The sequence below is a fragment of the Paraburkholderia sp. SIMBA_054 genome (genome assembly GCF_046534875.1).
In the GTDB taxonomy this organism is placed as follows: Bacteria; Pseudomonadota; Gammaproteobacteria; order Burkholderiales; family Burkholderiaceae; genus Paraburkholderia; species Paraburkholderia hospita.
In genome coordinates this window covers 80,367-105,966 of the sequence record NZ_JAWRXV010000004.1, presented here as the reverse complement: position 1 = coordinate 105,966, position 25,600 = coordinate 80,367, and the positions used below count along the sequence as shown (strand labels likewise).

General features: G+C 62.8%; 22 protein-coding genes and 1 pseudogene. 15 read left to right on the top strand and 8 right to left on the bottom strand.

The window, feature by feature from the left end:
• The first annotated feature begins 122 nt into the window (after positions 1-122).
• Positions 123-1,538, top strand: coding sequence for an MmgE/PrpD family protein (locus SB822_RS06445; protein WP_410854335.1), 1,416 nt, complete (start codon positions 123-125; stop codon positions 1,536-1,538).
• A 92-nt stretch (positions 1,539-1,630) separates the two neighbouring features.
• Positions 1,631-2,986, top strand: a complete 1,356-nt coding sequence (locus tag SB822_RS06440; RefSeq protein WP_007580955.1) for an MFS transporter — start codon at positions 1,631-1,633, stop codon at positions 2,984-2,986.
• 789 nt (positions 2,987-3,775) lie between these two features.
• Here the strand turns inward: SB822_RS06440 and SB822_RS06435 are convergent.
• Positions 3,776-4,705: a LysR family transcriptional regulator gene (locus SB822_RS06435; protein WP_035539605.1), complete on the bottom strand. Its 930-nt coding sequence runs from the start codon at positions 4,703-4,705 to the stop codon at positions 3,776-3,778.
• Positions 4,706-4,900: 195 nt separating this feature from the next.
• Between SB822_RS06435 and SB822_RS06430 the strand changes: the two genes are divergently transcribed.
• Together SB822_RS06430 and SB822_RS06425 are read left to right on the top strand one after the other, a co-directional pair.
• On the top strand, positions 4,901-6,223 hold the full coding sequence (locus SB822_RS06430) for a cation:dicarboxylate symporter family transporter (RefSeq protein ID WP_410854334.1): 1,323 nt from the start codon (positions 4,901-4,903) through the stop codon (positions 6,221-6,223).
• 36 nt (positions 6,224-6,259) lie between these two features.
• Positions 6,260-7,537 carry an aminotransferase class V-fold PLP-dependent enzyme gene (locus SB822_RS06425; protein WP_410854333.1) on the top strand — a complete coding sequence of 426 codons (1,278 nt, stop codon included), beginning with the start codon at positions 6,260-6,262 and terminating at the stop codon, positions 7,535-7,537.
• An 823-nt stretch (positions 7,538-8,360) separates the two neighbouring features.
• On the opposite strand, the gene SB822_RS06420 is transcribed toward SB822_RS06425, so the two are convergent.
• Positions 8,361-8,801, bottom strand: coding sequence for an RDD family protein (locus SB822_RS06420; RefSeq protein ID WP_007739430.1), 441 nt, complete (start codon positions 8,799-8,801; stop codon positions 8,361-8,363).
• 302 nt (positions 8,802-9,103) lie between these two features.
• On the opposite strand from SB822_RS06420, the pseudogene SB822_RS06415 reads away from it, so the two are divergent.
• Together SB822_RS06415 and SB822_RS06410 are read left to right on the top strand one after the other, a co-directional pair.
• Positions 9,104-10,038: pseudogene (locus SB822_RS06415) on the top strand (Ku protein).
• A complete protein-coding gene (locus SB822_RS06410) occupies positions 10,035-10,877 on the top strand; it encodes a tetratricopeptide repeat protein (protein ID WP_086915566.1) in 843 nt (280 codons plus the stop codon). The pseudogene SB822_RS06415 and the gene SB822_RS06410 overlap by 4 nt, the downstream one beginning before the upstream one ends.
• A gap of 66 nt (positions 10,878-10,943) precedes the next feature.
• Here the strand turns inward: SB822_RS06410 and SB822_RS06405 are convergent, their stop codons facing one another.
• A complete protein-coding gene (locus SB822_RS06405) occupies positions 10,944-11,426 on the bottom strand; it encodes a PRC-barrel domain-containing protein (protein ID WP_086915565.1) in 483 nt (160 codons plus the stop codon).
• A gap of 199 nt (positions 11,427-11,625) precedes the next feature.
• Positions 11,626-11,937 carry a hypothetical protein gene (locus SB822_RS06400; protein ID WP_007580936.1) on the bottom strand — a complete coding sequence of 104 codons (312 nt, stop codon included), beginning with the start codon at positions 11,935-11,937 and terminating at the stop codon, positions 11,626-11,628.
• A gap of 445 nt (positions 11,938-12,382) precedes the next feature.
• On the opposite strand from SB822_RS06400, the gene SB822_RS06395 reads away from it, so the two are divergent.
• The 7 genes from SB822_RS06395 to SB822_RS06365 all read left to right on the top strand — a co-directional run bounded on the left by SB822_RS06395 (position 12,383) and on the right by SB822_RS06365 (position 20,666).
• Entirely contained in the window at positions 12,383-13,222 is an 840-nt protein-coding gene (locus SB822_RS06395) for a MetQ/NlpA family ABC transporter substrate-binding protein (RefSeq protein ID WP_007580934.1), read from the top strand.
• A gap of 77 nt (positions 13,223-13,299) precedes the next feature.
• A complete protein-coding gene (locus SB822_RS06390; protein WP_410854332.1) occupies positions 13,300-14,469 on the top strand; it encodes a methionine ABC transporter ATP-binding protein in 1,170 nt (389 codons plus the stop codon).
• On the top strand, positions 14,462-15,118 hold the full coding sequence (locus SB822_RS06385) for a methionine ABC transporter permease (RefSeq protein ID WP_007580930.1): 657 nt from the start codon (positions 14,462-14,464) through the stop codon (positions 15,116-15,118). The genes SB822_RS06390 and SB822_RS06385 overlap by 8 nt, the downstream gene beginning before the upstream one ends.
• Before the next feature lie 272 nt (positions 15,119-15,390).
• Positions 15,391-17,088 (top strand): ABC transporter substrate-binding protein, encoded by a 1,698-nt coding sequence (locus tag SB822_RS06380; RefSeq protein ID WP_410854331.1) that lies wholly within the window; start codon positions 15,391-15,393, stop codon positions 17,086-17,088.
• 1 nt (position 17,089) lies between these two features.
• Positions 17,090-18,019 carry an ABC transporter permease gene (locus SB822_RS06375; protein WP_079488026.1) on the top strand — a complete coding sequence of 310 codons (930 nt, stop codon included), beginning with the start codon at positions 17,090-17,092 and terminating at the stop codon, positions 18,017-18,019.
• Positions 18,016-18,876, top strand: coding sequence for an ABC transporter permease (locus tag SB822_RS06370; protein ID WP_091777148.1), 861 nt, complete (start codon positions 18,016-18,018; stop codon positions 18,874-18,876). The genes SB822_RS06375 and SB822_RS06370 overlap by 4 nt, the downstream gene beginning before the upstream one ends.
• Positions 18,873-20,666: a dipeptide ABC transporter ATP-binding protein gene (locus tag SB822_RS06365; protein ID WP_410854330.1), complete on the top strand. Its 1,794-nt coding sequence runs from the start codon at positions 18,873-18,875 to the stop codon at positions 20,664-20,666. The genes SB822_RS06370 and SB822_RS06365 overlap by 4 nt, the downstream gene beginning before the upstream one ends.
• 32 nt (positions 20,667-20,698) lie before the next feature.
• On the opposite strand, the gene SB822_RS06360 is transcribed toward SB822_RS06365, so the two are convergent.
• From SB822_RS06360 to SB822_RS06345, 4 genes are all read right to left on the bottom strand, one after another.
• The gene (locus SB822_RS06360; RefSeq protein ID WP_410854329.1) at positions 20,699-21,721 is read right to left on the bottom strand and encodes a MerR family transcriptional regulator; all 1,023 of its coding nucleotides are present in this window, start codon (positions 21,719-21,721) and stop codon (positions 20,699-20,701) included.
• A gap of 165 nt (positions 21,722-21,886) precedes the next feature.
• Positions 21,887-22,732, bottom strand: coding sequence for an amino acid ABC transporter permease (locus SB822_RS06355; RefSeq protein ID WP_007580919.1), 846 nt, complete (start codon positions 22,730-22,732; stop codon positions 21,887-21,889).
• Complete coding sequence (locus SB822_RS06350) at positions 22,722-23,465, bottom strand: amino acid ABC transporter permease (protein WP_007580918.1); 744 nt, start codon at positions 23,463-23,465, stop codon at positions 22,722-22,724. The genes SB822_RS06355 and SB822_RS06350 overlap by 11 nt, the downstream gene beginning before the upstream one ends.
• A gap of 2 nt (positions 23,466-23,467) precedes the next feature.
• Positions 23,468-24,319: a transporter substrate-binding domain-containing protein gene (locus SB822_RS06345; protein ID WP_039900301.1), complete on the bottom strand. Its 852-nt coding sequence runs from the start codon at positions 24,317-24,319 to the stop codon at positions 23,468-23,470.
• A 311-nt stretch (positions 24,320-24,630) separates the two neighbouring features.
• Between SB822_RS06345 and SB822_RS06340 the strand changes: the two genes are divergently transcribed.
• Positions 24,631-24,762 (top strand): hypothetical protein, encoded by a 132-nt coding sequence (locus SB822_RS06340; protein WP_410854328.1) that lies wholly within the window; start codon positions 24,631-24,633, stop codon positions 24,760-24,762.
• Positions 24,759-25,598: an amino acid ABC transporter ATP-binding protein gene (locus SB822_RS06335; RefSeq protein ID WP_410854327.1), complete on the top strand. Its 840-nt coding sequence runs from the start codon at positions 24,759-24,761 to the stop codon at positions 25,596-25,598. The genes SB822_RS06340 and SB822_RS06335 overlap by 4 nt, the downstream gene beginning before the upstream one ends.
• Positions 25,599-25,600: the final 2 nt, after the last annotated feature.

Here is a 25,600-nt window from a genome sequence, read left to right as displayed (position 1 = left end):
GCGGACTGCCCACTCTTGCGTGTGACGCAATAATAATCACACCGCGTGCAATTCACAAACGCCCGTCGCGTGCGGATACTGGTCATCAAATTTCCACTTCGCGCCAGTGCGCCCGACACGCGATGAACCAGCACCACGACATCGGCACAAACCCCTACACCGGCGGCGTAGCGGCATTCGTCGCGCAATTGCGTTACGACGCGATTCCTCACGACGTGATCGCGCGCATCAAGTTGTTGCTGCTCGACTCCATCGGCTGCGCGTTGTTCGGCTCGGCGCTCGAATGGAGCCGCATCCTCGCCGAAACGCTCGCGCGTGTCGACACGACCCCGGGGTGCACCGTATGGGGCACGCCGATGAAGCTGTCCGCGCCGCACGCCGCGCTCGTGAACGGCACGCTGATCCAGAGCTTCGAACTCGACGACGTGCATCGCGCAGGCGTGCTGCATGTCGGTGCCGTCACGTTGCCCGCCGTGCTCGCCGTCGCCGAGACGCTGCCCGCCGATGCGCGCATGAGCGGCCGCGATTTTCTGCGCGCCTGTGTGGCCGGTTATGAAGTGGGGCCGCGCGTCGGCATGTGCATGGGCCCTGAACATATTGCGCAGGGCTGGCATTCGGGCGCGACGGTCGGCGTGTTTTCCGCGGCGGCGGGCGCGGCGGCGGCGCTGCGCCTCGACACCGCGCAGACCGTGCATGCGCTCGGTATCGGTGGCACGCAGTCGGCGGGCCTTATGGCCGCGCAATTCGGCGCGATGGTCAAGCGCATGCATGCCGGGCGCGCCGCGCAAAGCGGGCTGTACGGCGCGCTGCTGGCGCAGAACGGCTTCACCGGCATCGTCGATGTGTTCGAGAACACGTACGGCGGTTTTTGCAGCACGTTCTCACGCTCGACAGACCGCTACGACCTGACGCAACTGATCGACGGACTCGGCGAGCGCTTCGAGACGATGAACATTGCGCTGAAGTTCTACTCGTGCGTCGGCAGCAACCACACGACGCTCGACGCGATCCGCGCCATGCAGGCGCGCCATCCGTTCGGCGCGAACGACGTCGAATGCATCGTCGTGCACGGCTCGCGCGTGACGGTCGATCATGTCGGCTGGCCATATGTGCCGCAGGGCCTGACGTCCGCGCAACTCAACCTGCCGTACTGCGTCGCGACGCTATTGCTCGAAGGCGATGTGTTCGTCGACCAGTTCAGCGAAGCGAAGGTGGCGGACCCGCAGCGCATGGCGCTGGCGAACCGCGTGCAGGTGCTCGAAGACCCGGCCATCACCGCACGCGGCCGCGGCGCGCGTCACACGGTGCGCGTCGAGGCGATGCTGCGCGACGGCACGCGGCTCGAAGAAACCGTCGAGTCGCAACGCGGCAGCGAGCATGCGTTCGCGAGCGAAGCCGAAATCATCGACAAGATGACGAAGCTTGCCGAGCATCGTATCGACAGTGAGCAGATCGAGCGCATCGTCGAGTGGATCATGCACGCCGAGAGCAAGACGGACGCGGCAGAACTCGTGCGCCTGCTCGCGACGCGCGGCTAGCGCCAGGGCGCACGCAGTACCGCAGGCACTACGCGAGCAGCACCGCAGCAAGCACAAAGCGAAGCGGCCCGATAGCCGCAAGGAGACACAGGATGGCCGCAACGCCGCATGATCTGACGCTTCAGGCTTCCCCCGCCGCGCGGCGCGAGCGGTTGCGCTCGATCATCGGCGGCAGCGCGGGCAATGTGATCGAGTGGTATGACTTTCTCGCGTATTCGATCTTCTCGATCTATTTCAGCAAGGCCTTTTTCCCCGGCGGCAATCAGACGGCGCAACTGCTGAACGCGGCTGCCGTCGCCGCGATCGGTTATGTGGTGAGACCGCTCGGCAGCTGGGCGATCGGCGCGCTCGCGGATCGCCACGGACGGCGCGTCGCGTTGAGCTTGTCGGTGGCGATGATGAGCGTCGGCTCGCTGATCATCGCGCTCACGCCGACTTACGCGACGATCGGCGTCGCGGCGCCAGCCGTGCTCGTCTGCGCGCGTCTGCTGCAAGGCTTCAGCATGGGCGGCGAGGCGGGCACGAGCGCCACGTACCTGAGCGAAATGGCGCCGACGGGACGGCGCGGCTTCTTCGTCGGCTTCGTGCAGGTGACGGTGGTGATGGGACAGCTCGTTGCGCTCGCGCTGATGCTCGTGTTGCAGCGCTTCGCGCTGACGCCGACGCAGCTCGAAGAATGGGGCTGGCGCATACCGTTCGCGATCGGCGGCGCGCTTGCCGTGTTCGCGCTGTATCTGAGGCGCGGCATCGCGGAGACAGATGCGTTCGAGCGCGCCGATACGCTCGCCGCCGGCCAGGCGTCGCGCGAGTCGGAACGCGGCAGCCTGCTTGCGCTGCTGGTCCGGCATCGCATGCAAACGCTATGGACGATCGGCATCAGCATCGGCGGCACGGTTGCGTTCTATACGTTCACGATCTATCTACAAAAGTACATGGTCAACACGACGGGCTTCAGCCGCGATACCGCGACGCTGATCGCGACCGTCGCGCTCGTGATCTACATGTGCTTCCAGCCGCTCTACGGACTGCTGTCGGATGTGGTCGGGCGGCGGCCCGTCATGCTGATCTTCGGCATCGGCGGCACGTTCTGCACGGTGCCGCTGATGCACGCGCTCGGCAGCACGCACAGCGTGTGGGCCGCCTTTGCGCTGAACCTCGCGGCGCTCGCCATCCTGAGCGGCTTCTCGTCGATCCATTGGCTCGTGAAGTCGGAACTGTTCCCGGCGAAGCTGCGCGCGCTCGGCGTCGGCCTGCCGTTTGCGGTGGTGTCGTCGGTGATGGGCGGCACGACCGAATATCTCGCGCTTAAGTTCAAGCATGCGGGCCACGAGTCTTGGTTCTTCTACTACGTGAGCGCGTGCGCCGCGGTTTCGCTCGTCACGTATTGGCTGATGCCGGAAACGCGGCATCGTTCGGTCATCGATGAAGAAGCGCGCGGCCAGGGTTGACGCGCTTCGATTCAGCAATGCTATCGGCGCGGTATCCGGGTTCCCGCGTTTCCGCCCATCACAACATCGCTGAAAAAGGTGCCAGTACGCGTGCGATTTTTATTTTGCAATGCACCATAGAGGGCGTACTATAGGGTTAATACCTAGGCAATAACCCTGAATGGAGTTTGCAATGAGCTACGCTACTGCTACCTCGACGGCTACGAAAGGCGGTTTCCTTGCCCGTGTACGCGAATTTTTCGCTGACGCGTGGCGTACCCATCTGGAAGTGTGCGAAATCATGGCCGAATCGCATCGTCGGCCGCGCTAAGACTGTCGCTCGACCGCGTGCACACGCGGTTCAGGCGGGGCGCCACGAAGTGGCGAACGCGCATCGCGCCGGCGCTTCAGCCGCCGACAGGCACGGGCTGGTTTCAGTTTCCGTTGCAATCCACATGTCGGCCAGTGCCACGTCCTCGCAACACGCGATTGGCGGGATTCCACCAGTGCGATGACGTACCTTCGCGGGCACACGCAGATTCGCCCCATGCACATGGCGATGCCCATCGGCATCGACGTAGGTGCGATAGAAAGCAACACGCATAGCTGGAGCGTACGCGCGATTCATCGTCGGTCACGACACCGCATGCAGTACTGTGTGATGCCTGAACGCGTTGTCAGGACACCCAGCATCGGTGCGAGAACCCAGAAAAAACCCGGGATGGCGCCGACGGTCGCGCGACGCTTGCGCGCGAATCGACGCGGGCGAGTCCAAGGGCCAAATAGACACCACCTGATCTCACGCGATCGCTATTGCGCAGGGTCCGGTTGCGGCATCCCTGGGTCGAGCAGATTCGAACTGAAATCGCACGATTGCGCGGCCAGCCTCGCGATGGCCGCGCTCAACGAATGCGACTGGTCTGCCCGATGCATCGCGATGTATTTCACGGGCGGCAGCGCGGGCCTTGTCGGCACGATCACGAGCGCACGCCGCTCCAGCATATGTCGCAGGCAGGCTTTAGGCAGATAGCTGACGCCGAGCCCCGACAACGTCAGACCGATTTGTGCGATGAGGCTATTGCTCGCCAGCACTTTTTGAAGGCTGACGCCGTGGTCCTGCAAAAAGCGGCTATACACATAGCCGGTGCCGGACAACCCGCCTTGCAGGATCAAAGGATACTTCGCGATCTCCGTGATCGGGATTGCCGTCTTGCGCGGCGCGAGGCTCGCGGCACACATCCACGCGTTGTCGACCTGGCCAACGGCCGTGGTCGCGAACGGTTCCGTGCCCTGGGTCTGCGGCACGATGATCACATCGATGGTGTCGGTGGCGAGCCGCTCACGCAACGTCGCATTCAGTTCAACTTCCGCTTCCACCTTCACTTTCGGATATTCCGCCTGTATCGCTGAGACGAGGCGGGGCAGCCATGTCAGCGCCGTGAGTTCCGTAACACCGATGCGTATCTGCCTCACGAGCGCCTCTTTCGAACTGACGCGCTCGACGATCTGATCGCGGCGCTCCAGCAACTCCTTCGCGTACTCGAAAAACTCAGCCCCCTTTTTGGTCAGGCGCGCGCTGCGATGGGCGCGGTCGAACACCACGAGATCGAAAGCGCGCTCAAGCTCCTGCACACGCTTGGAAACCGCCGACTGGGTCGTATTCAGACGCGTCGCTGCGGCCTCGAACGATCCTAGTTGCACGATCCAGTACAGCGCTTCCATCTGCTTGAAGGTCAGCATCGCGTTGCCATTAAATGAATAAAAGCGATATGTTCGCATAGAAAAAAATCGCTTTTTTTGTTTATTCTGGATGCTTATGGTTTCGACATCGAGCTGAAACACAGCGCATGCGGGACGGGCTCGACCGAGCGCGCTCGCAAGAAGGCACGCCGCCTCCCGCGTCAATCCATATCAATCGGTCCGTCTGGAGAACGCATGGAATCCGTGATCGAAACACCGCCTGCCGAACTCATCGAACGCAAGCCGCGCATCGGCCTGGCCTGGCAAATACTGATCGGCCTCGTCGTCGGCATTGCGGTCGGCGTCGTGCTGAACCGCTTTCCTCAAATGCGTGATTCGGTTGTGACAGGCTTTCTGCAGCCTGCCGGCGACATTTTCATCCGGCTCATCAAGATGGTCGTCGTGCCCATCGTGTTCACCAGCATGGTGGCCGGCATTGCAGGCGTGGGAGATGGACGCTCGCTCGGGCGCATCGGCCTGAAGACGCTGGTGTATTTCGAGGTCGTCACGACGATCGCCATCGTGCTGGGGCTCGTGCTCGGCAATGTCTTGCAGCCGGGCGTCGGCACCGACATGTCGCAGCTTGGCCACACGGACATCTCGCATCTCCAGCAAGCCACGCAGACGCAGGGCCATCACGGTTTCATGTCCTTGCTGCTGAATATCATTCCCGACAATGTCGTCGCGTCGATGGGGCGAGGCGATCTGTTGCCAGTCATCTTCTTCTCGGTGCTGTTCGGGCTCGGCTTGCAGTCCGTGCCGGCGGAGTACAGAAAGCCCGTGCTCGCCACGCTGAAGGGCATCGGCGACGCGATGTTCAAGGTCACGGGCATGGTGATGCGCTACGCGCCGTTCGGCGTGTGCGCGCTGATCGCGGTGACCGTCGCGAGCTTCGGCTTCGGATCGCTGCTGCCGCTGGTCAAGCTGGTCGCGGTGACGTATCTGGCGATCATTCTGTTTGCGGTCTTCGTGCTCGGCGTCACCGCGCGCCTGTTCGGCTTCAATATCTTCACGCTGCTCAAGGTCATCAAGGATGAACTGATCATTGCCTTTTCGACGTGCAGTTCGGCCACTGTGCTGCCGCAGTTGATGAAGAAGATGGAAGACTTCGGCGTGCCCAAGAGCATTACCACCTTTGTCGTACCGACGGGCTACACCTTCAACCTGGACGGCGCATCCATTTATCTCGGCATCGGCACCCTGTTCGTCGCGCAACTTTACGGCGAGCATCTCGGCTTGCAGGAACAGATCGTCCTGATCCTGACGATGGTGGTGACGTCGAAAGGCGCTGCTGGTGTGCCGGGCTTCATGTTCGTGATCCTGCTGACGACACTCGTCAGCGCCGGACTGCCGCTCGAAGGGCTCGCGTTCATCGCGGGCGTGGACCGGATCATGGACATGGGACGCACTGCGTTGAATGTCGTGGGCAACGCGCTGGCGCCGCTCGTCATCGCGAAGTGGGAAGGACAGTACGACGCGGAAAAAGGCAAGGCGTATCTCGCGTCGCTCGACGCCTGAACGCAGGTAAAAGCACCCTATCGAGGAGCATTTCAGATGAGCAGCAACCAGGGGCAGTTCTTTCCCGAGTCCCTCATGAAGGAGATCAAGAGCCGGTTCCATTTCGTCGATCACGACATGGACGGGCGCGAGCGGCTCTTCTTCGACAACGCAGGCGGTTCGTTCCGGCTCAAGGCGGCGTTGGAGGCGTTTGCAAGCGTCGACGCGCTGCCGGATTGTCCGGAGCGCATCCACGAGCGCGCGCGTTACCTGCAAGACATTCAGGCGCGCGGCGAAGAGGATATCCGGCGTATCTTCAATGCGCGAGGCGGCAGTACCTATCCGTCTCTGACAGCGTCGGCCGCGATGTTCGAGATGGTGCGCGCCGTGATGGAAAACGTGCCCGGCACGAATGCCGTCACGACGATACTTGAACATCCGTCGTCGTTCGATGCCATGAAGCTGTATTGCGAACGCACCGGAAAAGCGCTGCGCATCGCGTCGAGCAATCCGGAAACAGGGGGCGTGGATGTCGATGCGATCGTGTCGCTGATCGACGCAGACACGGCACTCCTGAGCGTGATGTACGCGTCGAACATCTCGGGTGCGAAGCTCGATATCGCCGCCATCGTGGAGCGTGCGCGCGCAAAGCGGCCGGATCTTTTCATCATCGTCGATGCCGTGCAGCACGCGCCGCATGCGGTAATCGACCTGCAGAAAACGCCCGTCGACGGCATCAACGTCGCGCCGTACAAGTTCTTTGGATGCAGAGGTTCGGGCATCGCCTGGTTGTCCGGGCGGCTGGCGGAGCTGCCGCATCATCGACTCGATGCGAAGGAGAAGGGCGTATGGGAACTCGGCAGTCCCGCGCCTGCGCAGTTTGCGGTGGTCAGCGCGATCGTCGATTACGTCGCATGGATCGGCGGGCAATCCAGCGATGCGGAAGACCGTCGAGAACTATTCGTGCAAGGGATGCAGCGCATCGAGAGCCACGAACGCGCGCTGCTTGCGGCGTTGCTCGATGGCACGGACGGGCAATGCGGGTTGCGAGCGATGAAGGGCGTGCGGGTGTTCTGGGATCACGACGACCTGACGAAGCGCGATCTGATTGCCGGCATCGGATTCGACCGCCTCGAACCCACCGCCGCCGTGCGTGAATACGAAAAGCGCGGCGTGATTGTGTACGAGCGGATCGGAACGAGCCTTTACTCCGGGCGCATGTTGAAGTCGTTCGGCCTGGAGGGCGCTGTGCGTGTCTCGCCGCTGCATTGCCATACCGCTCGCGATATCGCCCGCTTCCTCGCGGTGACAGAGGAACTTGCGCTGATCGACTAACCCGCGTGCCGGATTGCGTGTGAAGTTTTAACTGGCGGCTGTCGTCTCTGGACGGTAGCCCTCGAACCGCACACGCCACACAAACGGCATCCCTTGTTGCGGGGAGAGTGGACCGGACAATCAGTTTCGCTCGATCGGGGCATGCGCTGCCAGCCTCGGACGCTACTGCAACTACTGACTGGTCTTTACATTATCAACACCTTCAACGGGTGTCATGCCGGGCATATCCGTTGTGTTCCCGGTTGCCTTTCGGGACATATCGCCGGGTATCCGGTTCCACGGGCTGGACACGGGCTCACTGTGATACGTCATCCCTGCCGTCGCCGCACCGTGAGCACCGCCGCTACCGTTTCCGCCGTTTCCGTTCCCTCCGGCGTACGCGAACGTTGCCGCGCATCCGTAAAGCGCGGCGACAAAAGCTTGCGCCAACTGAACTTTCCACGTTGCGTGTTTCATAGCATGACTCCTGGGCGTGCCAGCGCACATTTCCGTGTCGCTGGATTCAATGTGCCGCTGAACAGGATGCTTGCATAGCGGCGAAGTGCAAGCGCTCGATACGTTTCGCTTTCGATGCCCGTCGTATGCCGGAGGTGACTGAACGCCGCCTGGCCGCGCCATGGGAACGCCGTTGGGGGCCTGTCGCGGGCATCGTTCTGACCTCGTATACGGCGTGCAAGGTGCAACGGATGCAAAACGGCTTCCTATCCCGGCAGGGGAAATTGACTTGAGGACGTAGATCCACCCAGTTGTGCTCTGAGAGCGTCGGCGCGATAACGCAAAAGTCTCCCGCATCTGCCATATCGCGTCGCGTCTTCCGGGTGGCTCAAGTCTCGACGTGGTCGCGCGTCTCATCCTCGACCACAGTCGTATTGGCTATCCGGTCATGTAACGTCTGCTTCCGGTCGTTAAACAGCACCCACAGGAATCCGGCACCGCAAGTCGCGAAGGTCAGGAGATATCCGAGTGTGCGCAGACCCGCTTGTCGCACGGTCATCGCGCGTCCGGTATCGGCATCCACGATCCGAAGACGCAACGCGCGTTTGCCGGGTGACGTGCCCCATACAGCCCACATGACGCCCGTCAACAGGATAGGAAGGCATTGGCCGACGGCTAGCCAGAAAAGGATGGTCGCAACGTAGGACTCGGGTGCCAGCAGGATGTCCTCTGTCGAGGGCCCGAGCGGGACGAGCAGCACGACGGCAGTCCACCAGATTGAATCGATAGTCAGCGCTGTCGCGCGCCGCGAGTAGGAGGCGTATCGCATTGGAAGGTGTGTGGGGTCGAAATCGGGCTCGATACGCAAAGACTGTCGAGGCTGTCCGGGCTATTCGCCAGTATGCCGGAGTCCGCAAGACCTCTATCCGGCGGACCTTGCCTCATGCGGGTCCGCGCCATTGAAGGGGCGATATGCAGGTTGGTCGTAGAATAGGCACATCAAGTGCTCAACTGCTCGACGAACGGGTGCGGCACGGCGTCCAGTCAAGGCCGCGCCCAGCCGCCCGGGTCGACGAGCCGGATCTTCGTACCCGCCGTTCGACCGCATCCGGTGGCCACCAGGAGAATGTCATGACAGCGCGTTCAATCGCATCTCTCACGCTTTCCTTCGGGCTGGTCTCCATTCCGGTGAAGCTGTATTCGGCGACCGAGACGGCATCTGGAGTCGGCTTCCATCTGCTGACGCCAGAGGGCGGTCGCGTGAAGCAACAGTACATTTCCGAGGCCACGGGCGAAGTCGTGGCGCGGGTAGACATGAAGAAGGGATACGAATTCGAGAAGGGCCAATTCGTCGTCTTCGCACCGGAAGAGCTCAAAGCCCTGGAAGAAGGTGCGACGCACGTTGTAGAAATTGTCTCTTTTGTCCCGGAAAAATCAGTCGATCCGCTCTATTACGACAAGGCCTACTTCATCGCTCCCGACAAGCGCGGCGGCAAACCATACTGCCTTCTGCAGCAAGCCATGCGAGAAAGTGAACGCTGCGCATTGGCCAAATGGTCGTCCAAGGGCAAGACCCGTATCGTTCAGATACGGCCGGCCGATGAAGGCATGGTTTTTCAGCAGTTGTTGTTCGCAGACGAAGTGCGCGGACTGGCCGACTTGCACATCGAGCAGATAGCCGTGACGGATACTGAGTTGCAACTCGCGCTGCAGATAATTGACCAGGTTTCAGAGGATGCCTATGACCCGTCGGCATACGAAGACGAGGAAAAGAAGCGGATTCTGGAAGCCATAGACCGGAAGATTGCCGGTAAGCAGATCGTGTCGCCAGAAGCGTCTGCCGAGGACTCGGGCGGTCAGGTAATCGACCTCATGGAGGCGCTTCGCGCGAGCCTCAGCGCCAACAAGACGAAGAGAGCCGGGCCAGCGAAGACGCCTGCGTCAAAGAAAGCTGCGCCTGTTGATGTCGCGGTGCTTGCACCAAACCCCGTCGGCCAGCCAGGCGAGCCGCATCGACGCCCGAAGTCAAAGAAGCGCCGCCGGCAAAGGTTCGAGCCCGAAAGTGAGCAGCCGCAATCAATCACACGACTACTCGCTGCGCAGCCTTCAATCGTTGCTCGGCGTTTCGCGACGTGTGCTTTCCGGGCTAATCGCAGCCGGATTCGTTGAGCCTTCTCGCGGTCGGCGCAACGAGTTGCGCTTTACGTTCCAGGACGTCGTCGTTTTGCGCACAGCATTTCAGTTGCAAGCGGCGAAAATCACCTCCCGCAAGATTTTGCGCGCGCTTGCCAAGCTGAAGGCCGACCTTCCGGAAGAGCTCCCCCTTTCCGGCATTCGTATCACGGCCGTCGGCGACACCATTGCGGTCAAGACGGGGCAATCCCAATGGGACGCGACGTCAGGGCAGCATCTGCTCGATTTCGAGGTCGCACCGCTTCGGGGCGACGTTGCCTTTCTTGACACTGCGCCCCGCACGCTGCGAAACAAAGAGCAACAGGCCGAGGAATGGTTCGCCCTGGCAGAGCAGCTCACCGGCTCAGACGTCGTCGGCGCGGAGCAGGCGTACCGCAAGGTGCTCGAGTTGGCCGACACACCGCACTACCACGCTTACACCAATCTCGGTGTGCTGCTTTGCGAGACCGAAACGCGCTGCGAAGAAGCGCTGTCCGTGTTCGAGCGCGCGCTAGAGCATTTTCCCGACGATGCGCTGCTGCATTTCAACCGCGCTGTCGCTCTGGAGGAGCTGAAACGCTACGGGTCGGCGATGGAAGGCTACGAGCGATGCCTCCAGCTCGACCCCGCGCATGCCGACGCGCATTTCAACCTTGCCCGGCTCAGTGAGATACGCGGCGACCAGCAGGGGCTCTTGCGGCATCTCAGCGCGTATCGCAGGCTCATCGGTTGACCGTGAATTGCGCCCGCTGCCAGCGGCGGGCGTTACGGCCATGCTTCATCGAGGTTGTCCAGACAGTTACAGATTGCTGGGCCGTCCCTCTACCACATCACGCGTGGCGTCCCAGTAAGGCTGTTGCCGGTAGTATTGATGGACGGACGAACCCCATTGCGGGTCTGCCATCGAGGGCCAGTGGTCCTTGTCAAATCCGGGCGCGTTTTTGATTTCGTCTGCCATCAGGTTGACGAGGAAGACTTTTTCATCGACGTTCAGCGTCAGTGCGCTCCATGGAATGGCGTGAAGCGTCGTTCCCATGCCGAGAAAGCCGCCTTCCGATAGCACGGCATACGCAATCCGCCCGTCGCGAACGTCGAGCATGATGTCCGAAATTTTGCCGACATGCTCGCCGTCGGCCGTTACGACTTGGGTTCCATCCAGTGTGGATGCAGCCATCACGTCCGGCCCGGGGCCGTCGCCGACGCCAATGCCGACAATACCCGCACCCTGGTCCGCCGATTGTGACTGGGACTGTGACTGCGTGTTAGGGTCGAGTGGTGTCATGATTTTGCTCCTGATGGGTAGACTTCCTGTAGCGCAATGCGCATGCCCACGCAGGCTGCTGGCAGCCAGCAGTCGCAAGTTGGACTGAAACGCGGGCTCATTGGGCCACTACTTCGGCCCGTGAGCGTCGACGGAAAAAGGAAACGGCCAGGTACCCTACCGGGTGTGGGGTATGTCGCCCATGGCCGGGTGCTGTCAGTTAGCTACGCTTTCCTTTGAGGGTGAAGGGCGCCAACAGGGACTCGATGTCGAGTTGATGCCCTTGAAGAAGCAGCAATCGTGCATGGAGCACGGTGTTTTCAAGGACGAGCTTTGCGGTGCTCAGCAGATACAACGCATGAATATCGGAGACGGACATGCCGGTCTCCACGTTGTGGTGACGTTCAACGAGCGAACTGACAATGAGGCGCTTGAGTTCCTGCTCTCCAAACGGCAGGTCCGCGTAGTCGATGGGATCTTCTGCTTCGACTTCTCCGAGCATGTCGACAAGCGTTTCGGTGCTCACTTCCATGAGTCCTCCCCGGGACGAAGGTGAAGGTCGGCGTAGCCAACAAACATCATCCTGCACCCACAGATTACTCATTCAATTAAATGTAGTCCAGCGGTGGCGATGACGGTCGAATGTCAAATCGAGAACTCAGCTTGAAAAAGAGCCCCGTCGACTGACGCTCACATATCGCGTTTCGCGATTTCCATTTGCTAATCGCTTGGTAGACCGCTTTTCTGCGCCCCTCTATGATCGGTTGACCTCATTTGGAGAGAGGCAATGATTCATCCCATGACCCGTCCCGTTTCCCACTGTCGGCGCTGATCCAGCGCGGCGGCCGTCCGCACGCGCCGCCTATCGCCGGCGGACAGACAGTCTTCCCGAGCATTGCGATCCCATCGAGGCGTAACCAACACGCCCGTATTCGCACGCGCCCGGAACCGGAACATCCCATTGTCGAGAGTAGAGCATGAGTCAATTTGTGTCCGCATTAAGGCGTGTCTTCTTTGCGCGGAACAGGCCGGCAATCCACGCCATCCTCGTTGCGTTCGCGTTCAATGCCGCTCCCGCTTTTGCCGCCGACACGTCGACCCTGAAGATCGGCACGGCAACCAGCCCGCAAATCGAAGCGTTGAAAATCGCGGCTCAGGAGGCCAAACAGCAAGGCCTCGACGTCAAGATCATCGAATTCACGGACTGGAATACGCCGAACGCCGCACTCGCCAACAAGGACATCGACGTCAACTATTTCCAGCACATTCCCTTCCTCGAAAACGCGAAGAAGCAGGGCGGATACGACTTCGTGCCGATCGCGCCTGGCACGATCATGAAGATCGGTTTGTATTCGAAGAAGGTCAAGCGCTTCGAAGATCTCAAGGATGGTGCGACGGTTGCGATTGCGAACGACCCCGTCAACGGCGGTCGCGGACTGTTGCTGCTGCAACGCGCCGGACTCATCAAGCTGAAGCCGGGTGTCGACTACCGCGCGACCACACTGGATATCGTCGATAACCCGAAGCACCTGAAGATCGTTGCGCTCGAAGCGTCACAGTTGGCGCGCTCGCTCGACGACGTCGACCTCGCGCAGGGCTACCCGAGCTTCATCAAGCTCGCAGGCACGACCGACCCGAATAGCGCATTGCTTTTCGATGGCCTCGAAAACAAGAACTTCGCGATTCAATGGGTGGTGCGTCCGGAAAGCGCCAACGACCCCCGCATCCGCAAGTTCATTTCGATCTATCAGCATTCGCCCGCCGTGCGCGCAGCGCTCGACAAGGCGTTCGGCAACCTGTACGCCGTTGCGTGGTGATGCGACGTTCGTTGCGGGCCGCACGCGCGTGCCCGATGCGCTCGCGTGAACCAGCCGCCTGAAAAGGAACCGACGACATGACCCATCTGCTCGACGTAGCGGGCTTCATCGAAGAGAGCCCGGCGCTTGCCATCAGGCCGGCGCCGCGGGACGACGCCGTGCCCGCCGTCGTCTTCGACGATGCAGGCAAGGTATTTTCCACAGCACATGGCGAGCCTTCAATCGCGTTGGCGAACGTGCGGCTGGATGTCCGCCGTGGTGAGATATTCGGCATCATCGGCCGCAGCGGCGCGGGTAAATCGACGTTGCTGCGTCTGGTCAATGGACTCGAAAAGCCGACGTCGGGCGCGGTGCGCGTGAACGGCGTGAGCGTCGGCGAACTCGACGAGCGCGGGCTCGTTGCGTTGCGGCGGCGCATCGGCATGGTTTTCCAGCACTTCAATCTGTTGTCGGCGAAAACGGTGTACGACAATATCGCGTTGCCGCTCAGGATCGCGGGCGTGCCCAAAGCAGCCGTCGAGAAGAAAGTCGCTGCCCTGCTCGAACTCGTCGGCTTGTCGGCCAAGCGCAATGCGTATCCGGCGAGTCTTTCAGGCGGGCAGAAGCAGCGTGTCGGCATTGCACGCGCGCTGGTGCACGATCCCGACATTCTGCTGTGCGACGAAGCGACCTCCGCGCTCGACCCGGAAACGACGCAGTCCATTCTCGCGTTGCTGCGCGATATCAACCGGCGTCTCGGTCTCACGATCGTCCTGATCACTCACGAGATGGCCGTGATACGCGAAGTGTGCGATACCGTCGCCGTGATCGAACAGGGTGCCGTAGTCGAAACGGGTGCAGTGTGGCGCGTGTTCGGCGCGCCGCAGCACGCTGCGACGCGCGCGCTGTTGCGCACGCTGGTGCACGATCTTCCGGACGATCTCGCCGCACGCATCAAGCCCGCGAGCGATGATGCATTGCCGCGCGATGCCACCGATGTTCTGCTCGACGTGCGCTACACGGGCGCCAACGGCCACGATCCGGATCTCACGGCGCTGAGCGCGGCGTTGACCGTGGACGGCGGCCGCGTGAGCTTCGTGCACGGCGGCATCGATCGCATTCAGGGTCATGCGCAGGGGCGTCTCGTGGTGGCGGCGCAATTGTCCGGGCCTGAGCGCGAGGCAGGCGCGTTCGCGAGCCGCATCGCCGCACTGATCGAGCGTGCGCGGCGACACGCGGATCACGTGGAGGTACTCGGCTATGTCTGAACTCTGGCTTTCGGAGCTGACGGGCGCGATTCGCGACACGGTGCTGATGGTCGGCATTTCGGCGTTCGTCGCGCTGATCGTCGGCATTCCGCTCGCGCTGGTGCTGGTCACGACCACGCGCGGCGGCATCTACGAACGGCGGGCCGTGAATTCGACACTCGGCGCGCTCGTCAATGCATTTCGCTCGACGCCCTTCATCATCCTGCTCGTCGCGCTGTTGCCGCTCACGCGCGTGCTGGTCGGCACGACGATCGGCGTATGGGCTGCGATCGTGCCGCTCTCCATCGCGGCGATTCCGTTCTTTGCGCGCGTCGCGGAAGTGAGCCTGCGCGAGGTGGATCGCGGTCTCATCGAAGCAGCACAAGCGATGGGCGCGCAGCGCCGCCACATCATCTGGCACGTGCTGCTGCCGGAAGCACTGCCGGGCATTCTGGGCGGATTCACGATCACGGTCGTCGCGATGATCGGCTCGTCGGCGATGGCGGGCGCCGTCGGCGCGGGCGGGCTCGGCGATCTGGCGATCCGCTATGGCTACCAACGTTTCGACACGACCGTGATGGTGACGGTCATCGTGTTGCTGATCGCGATCGTCACGGCCGTGCAGTTTGCGGGCGACCGCCTGGTTCGTCGTCTTGCGCAACGCGTGTGAAACATTGACTACGTACGCCAGCCGGGTTCGCCGGAGACGAAAGGTTAGGATATCTTGCGCTTTGCAATTGAGTGAGTCTGCTAAGCAAGTGGCTATTCTCAAGAAATAGAGAACATCACGGATATGGGCGGCGCGATATTGGCGTAAATCATCACCAAAGCGAGCGCGCTTTTCACATTGCGTACGCGTCAGCTATCGTTAGCAAGATTGATTCGTTGGAGAACGCGAAAGTCTTTAATTACGCTGTGGGATTAATCTCCCAACTTCTCCCGATGATTCACGACGCTTCTACCCGCGCACGCGCATTCAACCCGAAGAAAGCCACTTTCGCATTACTCGGCGCTCTGGCTGCCGGCGCTTTGCTCGCATTGAGCGGCTGCAGCAAATCGGACGCCGACACGACAACGCAACGCGCGCAATCATTGAAGCCTGTCGCGGGCGGCACGCTGACATGGGGCGTGACGACCGAGCCGGCATGTTTCGATCCGCACCGCGCTTCACAGCAGAACGCCTTCTGGGTTATCCGCAACTACATCGATTCGCTGATCAGCAAGAAGACGGACGGCACGTACGCGCCATGGCTCGCGAAATCGTGGACCGTCGCCGACGACGGCAAGAGCTACACGTTCAACTTGCGCGACGACGTGCATTTCACCGATGGCACACCGTTCGATGCGAACGCCGTGAAAGCCAACTTCGATTACATCCTGAAGAACGTCAGTACGACGTCGGCATCGGCTTCATTGCTGGTGCATTTTGATCACGTCGAGGTGGTGTCGCCGTATGTCGCGCGTCTCGTGATGAAGCAGCCGGATTCCACGACACTGGAATCGCTGTCGAGCGTGAAGCTCGGTTTCATCTCGCCCAAGTCGCTCGCGGAAAACAAGGATCTGTGCGGCGGCGGCCCCGGCATCGTCGGCACGGGGCCGTTCGTGTTCGGTGCTTACCAGCGCGGACAATCGGCGACCTTCACCCGCAACGCCGACTACAAGTGGGCGCCGGGAAATGCGCAGCATCAGGGCACGGCATGGCTGGAGCAAGTGACCTATCGCTTTCTTCCCGAGGCTGCCGTGCGCACGGGCGCGCTCAGTTCGGGGCAGGTCGACCTGATCGAAGGCGTGCAGCCGACGGACGCCGCCGTGTTCGACAAGGTTGACGGCTTCCAGTATCTGACGGGACCGTCCGCGACGACCTCGTTCACGCTGAACATCAACTACACGGTGCCGCCCGCCAGCGACGTCAACGTGCGTCGTGCGCTGCGCGATGGCTTCGATCTCGATGCGATCGTCAAGAGCGTCTATCTCGGCACGGTGCAGCGCGCATGGTCGAACATCGGGCCCGACAACCCCGACTACAACGCTGACCTGAAGCATTCGTGGGGCAACGACGTCAAGCAGGCCAACCGTCTGCTGGACGAAGCAGGGTGGACGAAGCGCGACGGCGAGGGCTTTCGCACGAAGGACGGCAAGCGGCTGTCGATCGAAGTCGGCTACCCGCAGCCCTATGTGCGCGACAGCCGCGACGTGCTGATCCGTGCTATCCAGTCGGCGCTGCGGCAAAACATCGGCCTCGATCTCGGGCTGCGCGTCACCACGGCGGGCGACTTCGCGAACCAGAAGGCGACGGGCAACTGGACCATCTACCCGAACACCGACAATCCGTCGGATGTCGCGATGGAGTTGTGGGACATGCTGGGCGACCGGGGCTTCCTCTATAACGCGATCAAAACGCCCGACCAGAGCATCGTCGATACGATCAACCGGGCGCGGCTGCTTCCCATCGGCGACGAGCGCCGCAAGCTTCTCGCGTTCGTGCAGAAGCGCGCGGTCGACGAAGCGTTCATCGTGCCGCTCTTCGCACCCGCCTATCACCTCGCCGCGAAGTCGACGGTTCATGGCGTGGGCTTCGAGCCGCAACTCGACGGCCCGGCGAGTGCGTACGAAATCTGGGTCGACAGGCAGGGAGGCTGATGTGCTGAAGCAGATTGTCACGCGCGTCTTGACGGGCGTACTGGTGATGTGGCTCGCGGCGACCACGGCGTTCCTCGCGATACACGCGCTGCCGGGCCGGATCGAAGACGTGCTGGCGGGCGACCTCGCGTATCCGGGCCTGCGCGAGGCGATCGCCGCGCAGTGGGGCCTCGATCACAGTCTGCCATGGCAATACGGAGAGTTCCTGGTGCGCCTCGCGCGCGGCGATCTCGGCACGTCGTTCGTCATGCAGCAGCCGGTGCTCGCCGTGCTCGGCAGCCAGTTGTGGCCGACCATCCAGCTCGCGTGCGCAGCGGGCGTGCTCGCCATCGTCCTCGCGCTGCTCGTCGCGACCTCGACGGCGGGTGTCGCTGCGGGACGCGGCGCCTGGGCGAGCCGCGTCGCGTCGGCGCTGGAATTGCTGTTCACGTCGTCGCCCGTGTTCTGGCTCGGGCTATTGCTGCTGATTGTGTTCTCGTTTCACTGGCGGCTGTTTCCGGTGTCGGGCGCGGCTGGCTGGCGCTCGCTCGTGCTGCCCGCCGTCACGCTCGCGCTGCCGACGGCAGGCGTGCTGTCGCAGGTCATGCGCGAGGCGCTGGAGTCCGTGTTCGAACGGCCCTTCGTGACGACGGTGAGGGCGCGCGGCGTCTCCGAACTCGTGCTGCGCACGCGGCATGTGTTGCGGCATGCGTTATTGCCCGTCGTCACGCTGGGCGGATGGCTGATCGGCGGCCTGCTGGGCGGCGCGGTGATCACCGAGAAGATGTTCGGCCGTCCGGGCATCGGCAGCGTGACGCTGACGGCGGTGACGTCGCAGGACGTGCCCGTCGTGCTCGCCGTCGTGCTGCTGGCCGCCTTCGTGCATGTCGCGATCTCGACGCTGCTCGACGTGCTGTATCTGTTCATCGATCCCAGGCTGCGCGCATCATGAGCGAGCTCTCATCTGTTGCCGTTGGACAGCAGCGCCGGTCCCTGCTTGCGAAGCGGCTGCCCGCAGCCGTGCTGGTGTCGGCTGCGTTTCTCGTCGCGCTCGCTTTCGCGATGGCCTTTCCGCGCGTCGTCACGCCTTACGATCCGCTCGTCAGCGATGTCGCGCACGCGATGCAGGCGCCCGGCGCCGGGCACTGGTTCGGGACGGACCGCATCGGCCGCGACGTGTTTGCGCGCGTCGTCTATGGCGCGCGCTATTCGCTGCTGATTGGCCTTGCCAGCATGATCGTCAGTTTGCTGATCGGTCTCGTGGTCGGCATGACGGCGGGGCTCGGACGGCGCGCCGTCGACGAGAGCGCGTCGCGCGTATTCGACGTGCTGTCGGCGTTTCCCCCTGTTCTGCTGTCGCTGTTCGTCGTGACCTTTCTCGGCCAGGGCATCGTCAACATCGCGGTGGCCGTCGGCATTGCGGGCATTCCAAAGTTCGGGCGCGTGCTGCGCGCGCAGACGCTGGTGGTGCGCCGCGCCGATTATGTGACGCATGCCGTCGTCTGGGGCTTGTCGCGCCGCCAGGTTTTCCTGCGCCACATCCTGCCGAACGTGCTGGCGGCCGTGCCCGTCATCGCGACCATCGACATCGGCAGCGCGATCATCGCCGTCTCCGGTCTCAGCTTTCTCGGTCTCGGCCCGCAACCGCCGACGCCCGAATGGGGTGTGATGCTCGCCGAAGGCCGCGACGTGCTGCGCGTCGCGTGGTGGCCGAGCGTGTTTCCCGGCATGGCGATCACGCTGACGGTGGTCGCGTTTTCCGTGATCGGCAAACATCTGTCCCGCGTCTATGGAGTCAAAGCGCGATGAAGAACGATTTCTCCACCGCGCGCACGCTCGTCGACGTACGCGGACTCGAGATCGGTTTTGCCGATGCGAACGACGGCCAGCTGTTGGTGCGGGGCGTCGATCTGACGATTCGCGCGGGCGAATGCGTGGCGCTCGTCGGCGAGTCGGGCTCGGGGAAGAGTCTGACGGCGCGCAGCCTGATCGGCCTTGCCGGCCACGGCGCGCGAATCGCGGCGCGGCAGTTCGTGATCGACGGACGACACGCATTGCAATTCCGCGAACGCGACTGGCGCAGCGTGCGCGGCGGGTTCGCGGGCCTCGTGATGCAGGACGCGCTGGTGTCGCTCGATCCGTTGCGCACGGTCGGCGCCGAGATCGAAGAGACGCTTGCGCTGCACACGCCGTCAGGCTCGCGCAAAGCACGCCGGGCGCGCGTGCACGAGACGATGCGCGATGTCGGCATGCCGGAGCCGGAGCGCCGCGCGCAGCAGTATGCGCACGAGCTGTCGGGTGGCTTGCGGCAGCGGGCGTTGATCGCGTCGGCGATCGTCGCGGGCCCGGCGCTCGTGATCGCCGACGAGCCGACCACCGCGCTCGACGTGACCGTGCAGGCCCAGATTCTCGACGTGCTCGCCGCGCGCTTGCGCGAGGGTGTCGGCATGCTGCTGGTCTCGCACGATCTGGCCGTCGTGGCGGAGGTGGCGGACCGCGTGCTGGTCATGCATCGCGGCGAGGTCGTCGAAAGCGGCGCGACGCACGACGTATTGACGAATCCCGCGCATGCCTACACGCGCCGGCTGATCGCCGCTCAGCCGTCCGCGCATTCGCGCGGGCAGCGGCTGACGTCGGCGCGTCTCGATGCTGGCGGGCACAGTGCGCCGCAGGGGCGTGCCGATGCCGCGTCGCTGATCGTGCGCGACCCGTTGCCGCCGCGGCAAAGCGCTGCGCGCGAGACGCTGTTGCAGGTCGAAGCGCTCGGCAAGCGCTATGGGCGGCGAGGCGCGGGCAACTGGAACGCGGGTGGTGGAGCCGACACGGGCGATTTCGTCGCGCTCGACGACGTGTCGTTCGACGTGCAGCGCGGCGAAGTGGTCGGTATCGTCGGCGAATCGGGTTCGGGCAAGAGCACCTGCGCGAAGCTCGTGTTGGGGCTCGCGACACCATCGGCTGGCCATGTGCGCTTTCTCGGCACGCAGTGGAACGGCGAGGGAGTGCGCGAGCCGGCGCGCCGCGCGCTGCGCCCGAAGCTGCAATACATTCCGCAAGACCCGCTCAGTTCGTTCGATCCACGCTACTGCGTGCGGCAATTGCTCGAGGAAGCGCTGTCGGCGTCGGGCCTGGGTACGCAGCAGGTGCGGGACCGTAGCGTCGAACTGCTCGAACAGGTCGGGCTCGATGCGAGCCATCTCGAACGGCGGCCGCTATCGCTGTCGGGCGGACAGCGGCAGCGCGTGGCGATTGCTCGCGCGATTGCACCGCAGCCGGCGCTGATCGTCTGCGACGAGCCCGTGTCGGCGCTCGATGTGTACGTGCAGGCGCAGGTGCTCGATCTGCTCGGCACGTTGCAGGCTGAGCTGGGGTTGTCGCTGCTGTTCATTTCGCACGATCTCGACGTGATCCGGCACGTCAGCGATCGCGTGCTCGTGTTCAAGGACGGACGCGTTGTCGAAGCGGGTGACGCGCAGCGGCTCTTCGTCGCGCCACGTCACGCGTACACGCGCTTGCTGATGTCGTCCGCTCCGTCGTTGCGGCGCGCGAAGGAGGAGGGCGCCGCCGGGCGCACGCGCGAGGTCGAACCGCTTGCGGGATAAGCGCTTGCCTGCAAACACCGTGCGGACGACGGTCACACGGTTTCCGGACTGCGTGCGACTCTCGCACGCACCTCGGGCGATGCCAGGCAAGTGGCGACAGCCTCGTAGCCTGGCGCACCCGGGTACGGCGCCACGCGAGTAGGAGGACTGTGATTGGCGGGGCAAAGAATGATGGCTTCGTCGGGTCCGACTAACGCGAGATCGAGGATGGCCGACGAGCGCGTCAGCAGGAACACGGGGCGTCCCGATGTTTTCGCGCGATGGCGCAGATACGTGATCAGCGCCTCCTGGGTGGATTGATCGAGATCCTGTTCGATCATATCGACGATCAGCGCATGAGGCGCTTCACTTTCCAGCCCGACGAGCAAAGCGGTCAGCGCTTTGGAAGCGCTTGCGCCTTCGTCGACGAGCCACGCCAACGCCTGATCGACGTGCGACTTGAGATCGGCATCGTCGTTCAGCAACGCAGCTGCCGTGGCGCCTTCATTGTCGAGCCGGTCGAGACCGAGGAACACCGCGCCTTCCAGCGTTTGGGCGAGGCGCCGCGCGAGCCGTGTCTTCCCGCTTCCCAGCGATCCGATGATGTAGTTCACTGGGCGAATGTCCCGCAACTCGAACCATTCCGCGCCCCAAGGCCACGGCAGTTCGAAACCGACACTCGGGCCTGTCCGATCGAGCAGCCCGGTCAGTTCTCCGCCACCTGGCAACTGGCCTTGCGCGAGATCGGACTGGAGCTTTCGCACCTTGTCGAGCCTCGCGACCAGTTCGCGAACCTGATTTCCCAGTGCGGTTTCGTGCGCTGCCAATGCGGCGCCCAAACCTCGAGGATCGCCATCCAGAACGCGGGCAACTTCGGCAAGGCTGAGGCCGAGTGCACGCAGGCCAACGACTTCGGCGGCGCGGGCCATATCGCTGTCACCGTACGACCGATATCCAGCTGCCGTTCGGCCCGGACGCAGCAACCCTTGCTGTTCGTAAAGCCGTAACGCCTTGACGGATACGCCGAGTCGTCTGGCTGCCTCTGACGCGTTCAGACAGCGGGTGGAAGAAGTCATCTGTCACCTCTCTGTTAGTTGACGAGTGCCAGTTAGCATGAGGGTGACCCCAAGGGCAGGGTCAACAGGATTGTGCCGTGCGGTCCTGCCGTCGTGTCGGATTTTCGTGGAGTTTGTTAGAGGTGGCCTGGCATCGCATTGCGTCCGCCCTGCGAGCAACAACCCCTAAGGATTGGCAATCCGCTTCTCGAGCCACCGGGTGAAGAGTGAGATTGGATAGCAGTAGGTAAAGAAAATAACCAGCGTCGCCAGATAAGTGAGGACGGTGAAGCTGGACCTCGCTACTGTGCTGCTCGCTACTTGCGCGGTGTCGATCAGATCGTGGATCCCGACCAGCGATGACAAGGCGGTGCCCATCGTGATGATGGCATACACGTTCATCCACGGCGGCAACATGCGGCGCACGCATTGTGGTAGCACGATATGCCGCAGAATCTGCGCGCGAGAGAATGCCAGTGAACCGGCGGCTTCCCATTGCGTGGTCGCTATCGATGCAACCGCGCCGCGAAATACCTCGGCGATGTTGGCGCTTGCGGGCAGCGCAAGTGCGAGCGTCACCTTGAGCCAGTCCGGAAACGGCAGCGTCTTGCCGAACAGGGTGAACTCGAACGGAAAGACATAAGTCGTGAAGTACACGAGCACCAGCCACGGCGCATTGCGGAAGGCCTGAACCCAGAATCGTGCGATGCGTCCCGGCAGCGAGGGCGCGAGTCCGAGCGCGCCAATCGCAAGACCGAGGATCGAGCCGATCGCCACCGCGCCGACGCTGATCAGTACGTTCAACGCGAAGCCATGCGCGAGCGCGGGTGCCCACTCGACGAAGCGCGCGAGCGTTTCGCCTCGTGAGCCCGAGTCAGGCGCGAACGTCCAGAGCAGCGCGCCGACGATCAGCACGCCGAGCGCGGCGGCGACGCCGGGGGCAGGTCCCCGTGCTCGCGTGATGCGGCGAGCACGCCCATCGCGGCGCGATTCGATATCGGAAAAGGGCGGTGCAGCCGATCTAGGCGCCATAACCGGGAATCCATAAACGTCGTTCGAGCCAGCGCCCCGCAAGGCTGACGAGCCATGTGAGCAAACCAAAGAACAACAGAATGACGATCATCAACGCGAGCACGTTGTCGCGCTGCGTCCAGATCATGATCGATTGATAAGTGACGTCGCCTACGGCAATCGCCGATGCAAGCGCCGTCGCCTTGACCAGCTCCACGAAGTTGTTCACGAGCGCCGGCAATGCCGTGCGAAGCGCCAGCGGCAATTCGATGCGCCAGAAGCGCGTCCTGCGATCGAAGCCGAGCGAGGCCGCACCTTCGAGCGTTTGCACGGGCAGCGCATCGAAGCCCGCACGCAATGCTTCCGCATGAAACGCGCCCTTGTGCAGCGACAACACCAGCACGACCCAGAAGAACGGCTTGAACGGGTTGTCGATGTGGCTCTCGCGCAGCCACTGCGTGATCAGCATGTTCAGCACGAGAAACGCGCAGTACAGCTGAACGAGCGTTGGCGTATTGCGCGTGAGCTCGACGAAGGCGCGCGCCGGCGCCGCGATCCATGCATTGCGATGACGCAGCGCGATGAGCAGCATCAAGCCCGCAAGCGCGCTGCCTGCTATCGTTGCGATGACCAGCTCGATGCTCACCACGATCCCGTGCAGAAACGGCACGCGCTCATAGGCGTCTAACAGAAAGCGATAGTCGAGGCCGGCGCGCGCGGCTGCGTCGATGAACGCATGAAGCGAGACAGCCATGCTCACTGCTCGGCAGGCAATTGGTGATGCCACTCGGCCAGCGCCGGCGAAGGCGGCGTCAGACCGTTTCTCGCTTCATCGTCGATCAGCCAGCCCGTGCGATGCCAGTCACGCACGATCGCGTCGAGCTTCGCTGCCGTGTCCTTTTCGCCTTGCCGCACCCAGATCACCGACGGCGCAGGATCGAGTTCCGGTTGCAGCGTGCGGTAGTCATGCCATTCGGGATCACGCTGCTGTAGCGGATAAAGTAGCGGTGCTGCGTCATGCACTGCCGCGACGCAGCTGCCGCCGCGCAGCGCGAGCAGCGATTGGGACGCGCCGGGGAACGCGTGCGGCACGGCACCGTACTTCTCGACCACAGGCCGGATATAACTACTGCCCTGCGAAATGCACACGGGCTTGCCGCGCAGGTCTTCCCACTTCGTAATACCACTCGATTTCGGCGTAATGGCCGTGCCGCCGACGCGGTAGTACGGCGTCGGTACGTGATCGAGAATCTCACCGCGCTGCGCGTTGAATTCCATGTTCGCGATCAGGATATCGACCTTGCCCTGCTGCAGGAACTGCACGCGTGTCGATGGTTGCACGGACACCAGTTGTACCTTCACGTCGAGGCGCTTGCCGATATCGTTCGCGAGATCGACATTCATGCCGCGCGGCTGCTGGGTTTGCGGATCGAGCGAGCCGAATGGGCTGCCCGCAATCAGCACGCCGACCGCGATTTCATGGCGCGAATTGATCTTGTCGAGCGTCTGGTCCGCGTGAGCGGGTGCGCTGATTGCCGTAGCGGAAAGGGCCGCAACCAGGGAGAGAGCCGCGAATCGTTTGTTATATGCCGCTTTGCTGGATGTCATGAGCGATCGGATAAATGAAAGGAATGGGCGCATGCGTCGTGGCAGTGAATGCGCCACTGCGACGGCATACGCTATGCCAATCCCGATGCGCAGCAAACGAAATGAATCTGCTAAGCAAAGCACACAGACGCTAAAACGCGGCGCCGAATGCCGAGGCGTGGTTTTCGTGCACATAGCAGATCGCCGAATATGGTTTCGTCTATTCGTTGGTTAGCGAATGACGTTCTCGTTTCTAGAATGATCGGCTGCTGAGTGGGCGTTCGACGTCGATGCGTTGGTTCGGCCGGTCAGCACTGACGACAGGACAGCGGATGACACAACTCATTCTTTCGGAGCGTGCAGCGCGTATCGGCCTCGCGCCCAACGCGGCGGCTGTCGCGGAGCCCACGCATGACAGCGTCGGCAAGGACGCATCGCGCACACTCGCTACGGAGGCCGTATGAATCGCATTGCCATCGATGAACAGGCGGCACTCGCGAAGGTGCGCGGCGCGAAAGACGCGCTGCTGGCGCTGCGCGACGTGCGCCTCGCCTACGGCAACACGCCCGTGCTCAATGGCATCAATCTGTCCGTCCGACGCGGGCAGGCCGTGTCGATCATCGGCCCCTCGGGTTCGGGCAAATCGACGATCTTGCGCTGTGTCAACGGACTGGTTGCGCCCCAGAGCGGTGAGATTTACGTCGATGGCATCGATGTGCGCGCGCAGAGAACAGACGCGCAACGCATCGCTCTGCGCAAGCGGATCGGTTTTGTGTTCCAGCAATACAACCTGTTTCCGCATCTGAACGTGGTGGAGAACCTGATCATCGCGCCGATGCGCGTGCTCGGGCGCAGCCGCGCGGAAGCCGAGAGCGACGCGCACGCGCTGCTCGCGAAGGTCCGTCTCGCCGATAAGGCGAAGGCGTATCCGGGCGCGCTGTCGGGCGGACAGCAGCAGCGCGTCGCGATTGCGCGCACGCTCGCGATGCGGCCCGACCTGATCCTGTTCGACGAAGTGACGTCGGCGCTCGATCCCGAAACGGTCGGCGAAGTGCTGAACGTGATCGGTGAACTGGCCGACGAAGGGCAGACCTGCGTGCTCGTCACGCACGAAATGCGCTTTGCCGAAGACATCAGCGACGAAGTGTTTTTCACGGAAGGTGGCGTGATCGTCGAGCACGGCAGCGCACGGCAGATCTTTCACGATCCCATCCACGAGCGAACCAGACTCTTTCTGCAGCGCGCCCGTGGCGAGGACCGCACAAGCCGCGCGCGGCGGCGCGTGCAGGACGACGCGTGAAT